This is a genomic window from Pseudomonas sp. 2024-210, assembly GCF_045062345.1.
Lineage (GTDB): Bacteria > Pseudomonadota > Gammaproteobacteria > Pseudomonadales > Pseudomonadaceae > Aquipseudomonas.
Map to the genome: position 1 here is coordinate 42895 of NZ_JBJGEJ010000018.1, position 13023 is coordinate 55917.

General features: G+C 55.9%; 11 protein-coding genes. 9 read left to right on the forward strand and 2 right to left on the reverse strand.

Annotated features, from left to right (window positions below):
• Position 1 precedes the first annotated feature (1 nt).
• Both ACI7MX_RS19930 and ACI7MX_RS19935 read right to left on the reverse strand, forming a co-directional pair.
• Entirely contained in the window at positions 2-766 is a 765-nt protein-coding gene (locus tag ACI7MX_RS19930; protein WP_314483350.1) for an enoyl-CoA hydratase family protein, read from the reverse strand.
• 199 nt (positions 767-965) lie between these two features.
• Positions 966-1538, reverse strand: coding sequence for a PadR family transcriptional regulator (locus ACI7MX_RS19935; RefSeq protein WP_314483348.1), 573 nt, complete (start codon positions 1536-1538; stop codon positions 966-968).
• Positions 1539-2070: 532 nt separating this feature from the next.
• Here ACI7MX_RS19935 and ACI7MX_RS19940 point away from each other — a divergent pair.
• From ACI7MX_RS19940 to glgA, 9 genes are all read left to right on the forward strand, one after another.
• The gene (locus tag ACI7MX_RS19940) at positions 2071-2571 is read left to right on the forward strand and encodes a CS1 type fimbrial major subunit (protein WP_314483346.1); all 501 of its coding nucleotides are present in this window, start codon (positions 2071-2073) and stop codon (positions 2569-2571) included.
• 121 nt (positions 2572-2692) lie between these two features.
• Complete coding sequence (locus tag ACI7MX_RS19945) at positions 2693-5218, forward strand: CS1-pili formation C-terminal domain-containing protein (RefSeq protein ID WP_314483344.1); 2526 nt, start codon at positions 2693-2695, stop codon at positions 5216-5218.
• Positions 5215-6516, forward strand: coding sequence for a hypothetical protein (locus ACI7MX_RS19950; protein ID WP_405590918.1), 1302 nt, complete (start codon positions 5215-5217; stop codon positions 6514-6516). Before ACI7MX_RS19945 ends, ACI7MX_RS19950 begins: the two co-directional genes overlap by 4 nt.
• A 38-nt stretch (positions 6517-6554) precedes the next feature.
• Positions 6555-7295, forward strand: coding sequence for a molecular chaperone (locus ACI7MX_RS19955; RefSeq protein ID WP_314483339.1), 741 nt, complete (start codon positions 6555-6557; stop codon positions 7293-7295).
• Positions 7295-7786: a CS1 type fimbrial major subunit gene (locus ACI7MX_RS19960; protein WP_314483336.1), complete on the forward strand. Its 492-nt coding sequence runs from the start codon at positions 7295-7297 to the stop codon at positions 7784-7786. Before ACI7MX_RS19955 ends, ACI7MX_RS19960 begins: the two co-directional genes overlap by 1 nt.
• A gap of 229 nt (positions 7787-8015) precedes the next feature.
• Complete coding sequence (locus tag ACI7MX_RS19965; protein WP_405590914.1) at positions 8016-9188, forward strand: acyl-CoA dehydrogenase family protein; 1173 nt, start codon at positions 8016-8018, stop codon at positions 9186-9188.
• Positions 9185-10369 (forward strand): acyl-CoA dehydrogenase family protein, encoded by a 1185-nt coding sequence (locus ACI7MX_RS19970; RefSeq protein WP_314483332.1) that lies wholly within the window; start codon positions 9185-9187, stop codon positions 10367-10369. Before ACI7MX_RS19965 ends, ACI7MX_RS19970 begins: the two co-directional genes overlap by 4 nt.
• Before the next feature lie 222 nt (positions 10370-10591).
• The gene (locus ACI7MX_RS19975) at positions 10592-11038 is read left to right on the forward strand and encodes a DUF411 domain-containing protein (protein WP_405590910.1); all 447 of its coding nucleotides are present in this window, start codon (positions 10592-10594) and stop codon (positions 11036-11038) included.
• A gap of 408 nt (positions 11039-11446) precedes the next feature.
• Positions 11447-13015 (forward strand): glycogen synthase GlgA, encoded by a 1569-nt coding sequence (glgA, locus tag ACI7MX_RS19980; RefSeq protein ID WP_314483328.1) that lies wholly within the window; start codon positions 11447-11449, stop codon positions 13013-13015.
• Positions 13016-13023: the final 8 nt, after the last annotated feature.

Consider the following 13023-nt stretch of genomic DNA (forward strand, 5'->3'; position numbering starts at 1 on the left):
CTCAGAACGCAGCGTCGCGTTTTTCAACAAAAGCGCGGCGGGTTTCAGCGGAGTCCGCACAGGTGTAGGCCTGTAACGTAAAACCCTGCTCCCAGCGGTATTTATCTTCCAGGTTGCCGTCTTCGATACCGTTGAGCGCCTCTTTGGCGATGCGGATCATGGCCGGGCTTTTGCTGGCGATTTTGTGGGCGATTTGCAACGCGGTTTCGCGTAATTGCTCACGGGGCACGACGCGCTCGATAAAGCCGTATTGCTGGGCTTGCACGGCACCGATCTTGTCGCCGGTGAAGAACAGATAACGGACTTTTTGCACCGGAAACAGGCGCTGCAAGTGCGCCCCGCCGCCCATGGCGCCGCGGTCAACTTCGGGCAAGGCGAAGGTGGCGCAATCGGAGGCCACGACGATGTCGGCTGCCCCGGTAATGCCAATTCCGCCGCCCAGTACAAAGCCGTGGACGGCCACAATCACCGGCACCGGATTACGATGCACCGCCTTGAAAGTGGCGTAGTTACCGGCATTGACCTGTACGATCAGTTCGGGGTTGGCGTCCAGTTCCTTGATATCGACGCCTGCGCAGAAACCCCGGCCCTCGGCCCGGATCACGATAACGCGTACTTGCGGGTTGGCGCCCAAGGCCTCAATCGTTTGCGCAAGGTCAAGCCATTGCTGGCTATTAAGCGCATTGACGGGGGGCCGATCAATCACCAACTCAGCGACGCCGGCGTCGATGGCGGTGTGAAATGCAGTGTGGGTTGCGCTGATCACAGGTGCTCCTGAAATGGCCTAAGGCATGGGAGCAGTATGGGAATGCGCAGTGAGGGGATCATCGTCCATTGAGACTAAGCACAACGTCTGGCCCGGACGTGTCAGGAGGGTCTTGCCTGCGGTGCCGGGCCTTTGTTTAAAGACCGCTGAGCACACCTCGCAGGCCACCCGTTTCGGGTCATGTATGGACTGTCAAGACTCACTCCCCTGTGAACACGTTGTGTGGCTCCTGCGGCCCATCCGCAATGGCCTTGGCTGTGTTGTTGAGCAAGTTATGCACCCGCTTGATTTCCGCAGGGCTCCAATGCCCCGGATGCAGTTGCAAGGCATGGCGCAGGTTGTGGACGGCTTCGTGTATTTCCGCCGGCCGATCTTGTGTGCGCAAAGATCGCCGGCTGACTTCAATGCGCATGCGCACACCTTCCAGCGCCACCTCCTGACGATTTAAGGTGCGAAGTCCGGCTTCAGTGATGCTGTAGCATTTTTTTTCACCGTCCACGTTGATGTGTACCCACTGCTTGGCTTCCAGAAAAGACAAGGTCGGATAAATCACACCAGGACTTGGACTGTAAGCCCCCTCAAACAATGCCTCGATGTATTGAATCAAGTCATACCCGTGACGGGGGTGCTCGGCAATCAGTGCCAATAACAAAAGTTTCAAATCCCCCGCCGCAAACACTCTCGGGCTACGACTGCTGCGTTCACGCCCGGCCCGGTTCTCGAGTCCATCCTTTAATTCCTTTTCATTAAGATAATGATGTGGGCTCTGCATGATTATATCTTCCACGGCAAATAAGACTGAACTTTAAACACAGCTGAAGTTCCAACTCAAGCCCCATTCAGCCGATACTTTAAAGATGTGATGCAGTCTTCACCAAGGCGCAAACACGTCTTTTATAACGCGCTATAACACAAAAATAATACTGCGATATAACGTAAATATAATTACATAAAGAAACATTTTTACAACTTATTAATTCCAAACTTTACTTGCGCAGACTAACTTTACTCGCCATCGCAACCCCTTGTTTTAATTGAATTATTATTTACACGCTAGACATTTAAACTGTGTTCTGGGAATTTTCTTTCGCTATAAGCAAGATAATTCCTACACTGAATGACGACTCTTACTACACCGCTTTTACTGGTCACAACAATAATCCTGCGATACTTTTGAGGCATTGAAAGAACAACTAATACTTGAGCGCCGCACTCATTGTGTTGCGCACTTGTTCTTTCAATGACCCCTAACTCAACACCCTTTCAACTATCACGATTACTCATCTCTCTGACAGGACGACATCATGCTTACTAAAACCGCCCCTCATGTTTCACGTTCACTGTTGGCGTTATTGATTGTCACGCCCGCTGCCTGGGCAGAACGTGACGCCAGCAGCGTAATAAATATCAAGGCACAGATACCGACCCAATCATTCCATGTCTTGCCCGCCAATCCGGAGTTCGGCCGGGATGAAACACTTAACTACAACCCTTTGTCTGGCTCATTGAGCAGCTTGCGTCAGATGTACAGCGTGAAAAATACAGACGGTTCCGTGCATGCCTACATAGAAGGAGGCCCAATCCCGTTGTTCAACGGCAATATGGATCAGAATATTGCGCTGACAACGAGCTTTAACGGTGTAGTTCTGACGGGGACACCGAAGGAAGTCGTCACCGACGATGCTTCAACCGTCGGTATCCACGCCAATATGGATATTGTCCCCGCCACGCCGGGCGCTGACGTGTCCGGACTGTATACCGCTTCGTACACTGTCATTTTTGACAATGTGCCCCGCGTGCCATGAATCCCTGAACCCGAACCGTTTGTGGTTCATCACTGAGTACGATGCGTTTGGTCACCGCTCACGTGGCCAAACGTTTCTGTCGCACTCACCGCCAGATACTGAAAACCTGAGTACTGCCTGCATGGTCACGATGACTCACATCGCGGCGACACTTGTATTTTTTTGGAGTGCTTCCGCATGGGCTGCCAGTGCCGTCAAAGGTACATCGCCGAGCAATGTGCTGGCCCAAACCAAAGGCTTACCCGCTGATTTCGAGGAGCACTTGTTTGACGTGCCCTTGGCCGTGATGGTTGAACGCGATCAACAACGAGTGGGCGAAGCCTCTATTGTGCTGACGCGCGATAACCAACTGACGCTCCTTGAATTCACCGATCAAGATGCCAGCCAGGTCTCGGACGACGAGCGTGATACGTGGGCGCACTACTTGAAAAAAGGTGTCCAGTTGGGTGCGTGTCTCAAGGACTGCCCTGAACAATTGCTGGAGGTGCATTACAACCTGAGTAATTCGTTGGTGTCGTTGCTGACCCGACAGGCCGAACGCGACGATCAGACCCCGCGCTATTACGACTTGCCGCTCAACGGCAGTAGCGGGTTAATCGTACGTCATCAACTGAACCTGGCGGGCGGTCAAGAAGAAAGCCTGAGCGGTCGCTACGCAGTGGAAGCCAGCAGCAGCGTGGGCAAATGGACTCAAGGGTTGAATCTGCAACTCTCGCGTCAGGGCGGCCCCGACGACAGCAGGCTGCAGCATGCCATCCATGAAGCCTTTACCCAGCGTGAGCTGGAAGGTCATTTTGTACGCTTGGGGTATTTCACACCGAGCGCCGAGGGACTGACACGGCAGATACGCACTTTCGGGGCCAATCCCGACACGGCAGTGGGCGTGATGGTGGGAAGCTCGGACAGCCTGGCGATTTTCAACCCCCAGCCGAGTATTTATCCACTGTCCATCACGGCCAATCGCCAAGGCACCGTGGAGATCTTGCGCAATGGTTTACTGATCAATACCCAGCGCGTGGCGCCCGGTTTGCAAAGTTTGGACACGCGCCCCTTGCCGGGTGGCATCTATGAGGTCGAGGTACGACTGATCGAAGACGGTCAGATCACCAGCGCCACTCCCGAACTGGTGTACAAGCCCAACAACTGGCGCAACCACGATCAGCGCTGGCGCTATAACGTATTTGCCGGGCGTGAAAGCAAGCTGTTCAGTAACTGGGAACACCAAGCCAGCGGCTCGCTCACAACAGGGGCATCACTTAACTATCTGGCGCACCCCCGCGTGGTCTTGGGACTGTCCTCCAGGCAGGTCAAAAACACGCTGCAAGTGGGAACCTCCATAGACTGGACACTGGGCACCAACGCCAGTGTCTTTGCCAATGTTTATGAGACCCAGGACTACGGCACCGGCGTTGATCTGAACGGGCTTTACAGCTACGGCAATGGCAGCGTGGTGTTCAGCCACACCCGTAGCTGGCTCGATACGCGCAATACTTATGAAACATTGCCCGATGGCACCTGGTTTCGCCAACGTGCCGTGTTTATTGGCCAGACCAGCAACGCCTCACTCTCACTGAATCACCGTCTTAACCCCAAGAGCAGCGTCAATGCCCGTGTCTCCCATAGTGATGGCTACACCCTGGGCTACGGGCTTGATCTAGGCTGGACCCAGCGCACGCGTTTATTTGGCAGCGACGGTAACTGGCGGTTATCGCTATTCGACCGTCCCGCCAGCCTGAGCTCGAACGATGACCGCAACCGTGGCTTCGATTTGAGTATCAGCCTGGCATTGGGCAGCCCCGGCGAAAGCTGGTCAGCCAGCATCGGCTCACGTATTGACCGCGAAGGTGGCCGTGACAACAACGCAACCCTCACTTATAGCCGTGAACTTGCGGGGCACATTCTGCAAAACGTCGCAGCCACCGCCACGGTGGACACCTATGGTGTGGGCATCTCGGGGCGCAGCGCCTTCGCCACCGAACAGGTCAATGGCGATGGTTTTATTCAGCAGTCCTCTTACAACGGCAATCTGAGCGGCGGCTTGAACCTGGACAGCACCGTAGCCGTGGGCGCGGAAAAAATGGTCATGACCAGCCAGTACCAGGGTCGCGGCGCGGGCATGATTATCGATGTTGAATCGGATATTGAAGGCATCGCCTTGCGCGCCGATGACATGAGCGGTGGCAGTACCCTGCTGCATGCCGGGCGCAATTTCATTCCCGTGACGGCTTATAAAAACAGCGCAGTGAGTTTTGATTTTGACGGCACAGACGCCCCCGCTGCGGCTATCCAGCCTTCCAGAACTCGTTATCACCTGAATAAAGGCGGCGTGGACTACCGCAAGATCAAGGTGGCATTCACCGTCACTGTCCTGGGACGTTTGATTGACCCCCAAGGCAACCCGCTCAAGGGCCATCACATCATCAATCACGCCAGCCGCGGGGTCAGCGAAGTGGACGGGTTTTTCTCGATGGAAATGAATGCCAATGCGCCCACCCTGCAAGTACGCAAGGGTGATCAACTGTTATGCCAAATGCGGATAGAACCGGATAAAGGCCGCCTGCAAAACAACGTGCTGGAAATAGGTGACGTGCTCTGCCATCCCGACACGGTTGCGCAAGCCACCAATGAGCAAGGGGTGGCGGGATGAACATTCTCAGCGCTGCACGGTTCAATGGCTCAGCCCTGCTAAACCGGCCCCGCTTCCATCGATTGTTATGCTCGGCATTGACCGCGCTGGTCGCGGCGACAGCCCTCAGCCATATGACGGCCGTGCACAGTTATGAAGTGGACATTCAAGCCTTGTTCAGGCCCGATCCCGCGCGCCCTCAACATAACGTTTTTACCATCACAACGCCTGACACGGGGTACTGCCGGGATTACACCAGGGATTGCACGGCCAACAACATGTCAAGCCACAGGGTTCGCATGCGAATCACTGCAAATCAGCCCATCGCGGCCCATCACACCGACCCTCGGCAAGGCCCAATGTTTAGTGTGCCTACGCAGTGGCGGGACTTTCAGGTCACCCACAGACAAACGCTTGAGCAAAAAACCGTTCAGATCAGAATTAAAGGGGTGGGAGGACAATATGAGACATCGAACGTTGTTCCATTAGTTGGGGGAGGCGTCAGCGCATACGATGCTCACGGGAAATTATGGGGTAAACAGTGGCAGTATGCTCCGGCGCCCTGCACCTACACTGGATCAGGGGGATACAACAACTATGTATATGGCTTTTTCTGGAAGACCCCGGAACAAGGCGTTTGCGCAAAGCAAGCTCAATACGACATTCCAACGTTCCGTTATAACTACCTGGATTTTGCCTATGAACTTAAGACGCCAGCCCCCTTGGATATGTCATCGGGTGAATATGTCGGCAGCCTAAGTTACGGGTTAGGGCCACAACAGGATTTTGATATGGGCGACCTCATGTTTCCTGCCGAACCCACTCTGAGACTCAACGTTGTATTAACCGTTGAGCACACACTGAAAGTTGAAGTTCCCCCCGGCGGCAATCACATTGAACTAGTCCCCAAGGACGGCTGGCAACGATGGGTACAAACGGGCAGGATGGCCGAAAAGTTATTTCGCAATCAGACGTTTCTTATCTCTGCAAGCGCCCCTTTTAAAATGCAGTTGCACTGCGAACGGGTGATAGGGGACACCTGCGCTCTGCTCGACAATAAATCCCTGCACGAAGTCCCGCTGGACCTCTACGTCACGCTGCCAAATGGCCTGGGACGAGAAGACGGTTCACCCGTCAATCGCCAGCCACTGTTGTTAAGCGGCGTGGGCACTCAACGTTTCATACCCGTCCGTTATTTGGACAGGCGCGAAGGCACTTTGCACTTTGAAATTCAAAAGCACCACGTGCAGGACATGCTTTCCAGATCGGAAGGTAAATATAGCGGTAGCGTGGTCGTTATTTGGGATTCGCAAGTGTAAGCCTTGTTGGCGCGCAGACTTTAATCACGAGGTTACTCATGAAAACTATGTACACGGTCATTGCCCTATGGCTTGCATCATGCAGTGCACTTGCTGGCCCGAACATTCATGTCGGGTTGGTCTATGACTATTTGGACGGTGATAAAAGTACCTATTTAAAAAGAGTCTTCAACGGTGGCACCAGCACGGCGTTTGTGCGCATTCAAGTCAAGGAAATGCTATTGAAAGCCGATGGCAGTTTTGAAGAAGTGGCGCTTGAAACGCAACCATCAACCTCGACCCGCAACGGGTTGATGGCCAGTCCATCGCGCCTGATCATTCCGGCCAATGGCACACAGGCTACGCGCATGCTGTTTATGGGCACTCGCGACTCAGAGCGTTATTTCCGCGTCAGATTTGTGCCTGTCGTACCCGAAAAGGAGGACGAATTCGGGCAAACCGACGAAGACAGTCAAACCTACAAAAAAACCCTGACAGCCGGCATCAGCGTGCTCGCCGGTTATGGCACCGTATTCTTTGTTCGCCCTGAAGACACCCAATTCGGCACCCGTATTGAAAACACCGACACACGCTACAGCCTTCGCAATACCGGAAACACCGTGATTGTCATGGACGAGTTCAAAGACTGCGCCAGCGATGCCCCCCTCGAGTGCCGACCTACCACCAAAAACCATATCTTGCCAGGCCGCACCCATGGCTTTGACAAACAACCCGGTCGTTTATACCGCTTCAATCTGGTCGAAGGCAGTGCAACACAACCCATTGAGATCAAAAGCTGATGCGTACTTTCAGCTGCAAGGCTTCATTGCTGATCGGTGTACTGATGCTGATCCCATGGGCGCCCGGGGTATTCGCCGCGCGCGAAGAACAGACCTTTGAAGTGTCGGTGGACGTCCCGACCTATTGGCTATTTGTGATACCCGTCGACCCACGTTTTTTAGAACAGGAACAACTGATGAGCTGGGACGTGATGACCGAGAGCCTGAGGCCAATACGCACGGAGTTTGATGTGGTCAGTACGCGCGGGACGGTGACCGCCCGCCTGGGTTACGAGCCCGTCCTGTCCAACGGTCGGGATCTGATCGCCCTGGATGTCACGTTCAACCGTCAGCCGCTCAACCTGTCCGATACGCCCGTTGTCGTGGCAAGCGATTCTTTTCCCGGTAAACGGGTGCAATTGCTGATCGAAGCCGTGAAACCAGCGACTGGCTTTGTGCCGGGACAGTATTACGGCAGCGTGCAAATCATTTTCGATGCCCCGCCGATCTGACGTTCACGGCCAAATGGACTAGTCCACCCAAAGGTTTTCAACCCCCTGCGCCACTTCCATGCTTGCGCCTCAGGGTCTGTACAACCTGTTTTCGAGCGAAGGTTAGGCACGGCAAAAACAGGCGAGCAACGGCCGGGGTCGCGCACGAGCTTGTTTTCAACGCCGCACAACCGAGCGCAGATACATTTCGTACAGACCCTAATCCGTATTCATTGATGAGAGCCACCGTATGGAGTTAGCCCTGACTGACGAGCAACGCATGATTGTGCAGTCTGCCGAACGCTTTTTGGCTCAGGTGGCCGACAGCACGGCGGTGCGCACGGCAATGGCCAGCGAGCGCGGGCATGACGCTGACACATGGGGGCGCATTGCTCGCGAGCTGTACTGGCCGGCGCTGGCCATTCCTGAGACCTATGGCGGGCTGGGCCTGGGCTTTGTCGAAGTCAGCCTGTTGCAGGAGCAACTCGGCCGTCGCCTGCTGCCCTCGCCTTTCTTCGCGACCTGTTGCCTGGCCACGCCTGCTCTGCTGCTGAGCCAGAATCAGGCGCTCAAGGAGCGCTGGTTGCCACTGATTGCAGCGGGCGAACTCAGCGCCAGTCTGGCTTACACCAGTTCCTCGCGCTGGGATGACGGCGGCGTGCAAGTTTACGCGCAGAGCCACGGCGGCGGTTATCGCCTCAATGGTCACTACCTGTACGTCATCGATGGCGCTGACTGTGGCCTGCTGATCATTGCCGCACGCACACCGGGCAGTGTCGGAGAAGCCGGTATACGTCTGTTCGCAGTGCCTGCCGACACGCCAGGCATTAGCCGCCAGCGACAACCGACCCTTGATCAAACCCGCAGCCTGGCGACCATCACCCTTAAAGACGTTGCCCTGTCCGATGAACATTTACTCAGCGAACCCGGACAAGGCTGGCCCCTGTTGCGCAATGTTTTGCATATTGCCGCCATCGGACTGGCCGCCGAGCAAACCGGAGGCGCTCAGCAGTCACTGGACCTGACCCTGGAATACATAAAAGGCCGCGAGCAATTTGGCCGCAGCATTGCCAGTTTTCAGGCCGTCAAACACCGTTGCGCCGACCTGATGCTCGCAGTTGAATGCGCACGCTCAGCCAGTTACTACGCCGCCTGCATTGCCGATGAATGCGTGAAAGTCGATGGCGACCCCATCGCCCGACGGGAACTGGCCGAGGCCGCCAGCGCAGCCAAAATCCACGCCAGCGAAGGCTTTTACCAGTGTGCGGCTGAGTCGATCCAGTTACACGGCGGCGTCGGCTTTACCTGGGAATACGACCCGCACCTGTATTTCAAACGTGCCCGCGCCAGTGAACAGCTGTTGGGCAGTCCGGACTTTCACCGCGAGCAACTGGCCAAACTGATTTTTGGAGAATGCGCATGAATACCGGTTTTAGCGCAGCAGATGAACAGTTTCGCCAGCAAGTGGCCGCGTGGATGCAGCAGCACTTGCGCGGCGAATTCGAGGCCCTGCGTTTTCGCGGCGGGCCGGGCGATGAGGACTTCGCGCCTGAGCAGCGCAAAGCGTGGGAACAGGTCGTGGCCAGTGGCGGCTGGATCGGTGCCGGCTGGAGCATCGAGCACGGCGGTCGGGGTTTGAGCATCAACCAGCAAGTGATCTTTTATGAAGAATACGCCCGCGCCGGTGGCCCCGGTCGCATGGGCCACATTGGTGAAGGGTTGGTCGGCCCGACGATCGCCGCCTTCGGTACCCCTGAACAACAGCAGCGCTTTTTGCCGCCGATTCTGGCTGGTCAGCATTTTTGGTGTCAGGGCTACTCCGAGCCCGGTGCCGGGTCTGATTTAGCCAATATCAAAACCCGCGCCAGCCTCGATACGGGCAGCGGCCAATGGCTGATTAGCGGCCAAAAGGTCTGGACGTCACTGGCTCATGAGTCTGACTGGTGCTTTGTGCTGGCCCGTACTGAAGCCGGGAGCGTGGGGCATCGCGGCTTGTCGTTTTTTCTGGTGCCGATGGCTCAACCCGGCATTCGGGTGCAGCCCATTCGCCAGATGACCGGCACCAGCGAATTCAATGAAGTGTTTTTTGATCAAGCGCACACCTCAGCAGACAACCTGATTGGACAGCCCGGTGACGGCTGGAAAATCGCCATGGCCTTGCTGGGGTTTGAACGTGGCGTATCAACGCTGGGCCAGCAGATGCAGTTTCAAAATGAACTGGATGAAGTGGTGCGCATTGCCAAGAACAACGGTGCCGCCCTAGACCCGATGCTGCGCCAACGCATCGCCCGCGCCTGGAGCGGCTTGCGGGTGTTGCGCTATAACTCGCTGCGCATGCTGTCGGGGGTGCAGGACGGCAGCCTGCGGCCCGAGGCGACCATCTACAAATTGGCGTGGTCCAGCTGGCACCTGGAATTGGGCAAACTGGCCATGGACGTGCTGGGGCCTGAAGCTGAGTTGCTCGAGGCAGGCCCTTACCAACTGACGCGCCTGCAAGCCCTGTTTTTGTTCACCCGTGCTGACACCATTTATGGCGGCAGCAGTGAAATACAGCGCAACATTATTGCCGAGCGCGCCTTGGGCATGCCGCGCGAAGCCAGATAACTCGCAGGCACGCTTGAGCAGTGACGCTGACCCGCAAGGGCTTCAGCGCCACGCCCCGGATACCCGCTTATCGCGCCCGGTCAGCCGCAAAAAAGCAATACCTTATGTTTCGCCGACTTGCTTAACGTAAAACTGTCCCCACCTGACAGTTCTGTCATCTTGCCCTCAGTTACCTGACAGGCCGCGAGGTGCAAAATTTATATTTACGTTAAGAGGAAACCCATGAAAACCCCACTGCGTCTTGTGGCTCTTTCGGCCTTGTTGCTGACTTCAATGGCTCAAGCCGCCGAGTCACTCACCATCGACGTACACCGCGATGCCAACTGCGGATGCTGTAAATCCTGGATTACTCACCTGCAAGCCAATGGCTTCAAGGTCAATGACCATGTAGAAGCCGACATGAGCAGCTTCAAACAACAGGCCGGGGTCGAACCCCGTCTGGCTTCTTGTCACACCGGGATCATCAACGGCAAGTTCGTTGAAGGGCACGTACCCGCCGATCAAGTGATTGCGCTGACTCAACGTGATGACCTCAAGGGCGTCGCCGTACCCGGTATGCCGATGGGCTCACCGGGGATGGAAATGGGCGATCACAAGGATGCCTATCAAGTGATTGGCTTGCGTAATGATGGTCGCGAAGAAGTCATCGCCGAATACGCAGGCAATTAAACACCGCAAACACTAAATGCACTGCAACGGTGCATTTAGTGGTTTTACACCCTTGAGTAGCGCGTCCGCCCCGCCCGTCCGTCGTGCACGTTTCTTGCCCATTTACACCGGGCATCTTCATGATTCATATTTTTGTCCTACAAGAATCAAACATCACTCCTACACTCCAGTCTGTAGTACTTCGGCGTTTTGTTTTCGTGGTTAAAAAAACGAACCTTCTGCCTCACAGGCAGGTCAAGTGAATAGGAGGGCACCCTGCTTGGTGCAATCCTTGCTACTACCTGTTTACGACAGTCGTTCATGCCATCGGTCATTCACGTCATTCGATGGTGTGCACCACCCAAATGGAAAAGGGTGATTGGCTGCCGGAAGGAAAGCGTTAGCCAACAACTATAAAGGGAGAGAGTCATGATCAGTGCTGCTGCGCCCAATCAAGATGAGCGGCTGGGTATACCTGCCGTGGACCGAATTTCGTTGTCCGAGCTCGCTCCTGCCAGCAAGGCTGTGCTACCGGCAGGGAGCGCCAACCCCAATAAAAAGAAAGTCTTGTTTGTGACCTCTGAATTGGCCGATCTGGTCAAGACCGGAGGCTTGGGCGATGTTTCAGCCGCCTTGCCCAGGGCGATGCGTCACCTGCATGACGTGCGCGTACTGATTCCCGGCTACACCCAGGTGCTGCACAGCGATAACCCGATTCACATCATCGGCGAGCTGGGGGGCCACGCCGCCTTGCCTGCCTGCAAAATCGGGCGCATGGACATGAAAGATGGCCTGGTTATTTATGTGCTCATTTGCCCGGAGCTTTATGAGCGCGATGGCAGCCCTTACGGTGCCAACAACGGCCGTGACTGGCCGGATAACCACATCCGCTTTGCCCGTCTGGGGCTGGCAGCGGCGGACATCGCCGCCAATCTCGCGCAGATTCACTGGCAGCCTGATCTGGTGCACGCTCACGACTGGCCAGCGGGCCTGACACCGGCCTATATGCATTGGCGCGGTCAGCGCACGCCGACCTTGTTTACGATCCATAACCTCGCCTACCAAGGCGTATTCAGCCGCGCCAGCTGCCCGGAATTGGGCATCCCGCACCATGCCCTGCAACAGGACGGCATGGAGTTTTACGGCAAACTGTCCTACCTCAAAGCGGGCATGGCCTATTCCAGCCATATCACCACCGTGAGTGCCACCTACGCGCAAGAAATCACCACCCCGGAATTCGGCTGTGGGCTGGACGGTTTTCTCTCCAGCAAAACCCAGCAAGGCTTGCTCAGCGGCATTCCCAACGGGATTGATGAAAGCTGGGAGGCTTCCACCGATCCGCATTTGGTAGCGCCCTTCAGCATCGGCGACTGGGAAGGTAAAGCCCGCAATACCGACCATGTACGCGAGCTGTTTGGCTTAAAACCCTGCAAAGGGCCATTGTTCGCGGTGGTCTCCCGATTGGTGTATCAGAAAGGTCTGGACCTGACGGAAGCGGTTGCGGCGTTCATCGTGGCCTCCGGCGGGCAGATGTGCATCATCGGCCGAGGCGAGCCTGAGGAAGAACAGGCCATGCGTGAGCTTGCCCTGCGCCATCCCGGACAAGTGGGGGTGAATATCGGTTTCAACGAAACCGACGCCCGGCGCATCTTCGCCGGCAGTGACTTTTTGTTGATGCCTTCACGTTATGAACCCTGCGGCTTGAGCCAGATGTACGCGCAACGCTTCGGCTCCCTGCCGGTGGCGCGCAACACCGGCGGTCTGGCAGACACCATTGAAGATGGCGTGACGGGCTTTCTGTTTAATGAGTCCACCGTTCACAGCTATGAAGGCGCCCTGCGTCGGGCTTTTAAAGTGTTTGCTTATCCCGAACTGCTCAACGCCATGCGTTGCCGCGCCATGTCTGCACCCTTTAACTGGTGCCAGGCCGTGGAACCGTACGCCGAACTGTATGAGCAACTGGTGGCCCAATCATTGAGCAGAGTTACACACACCTGACGCCCTAA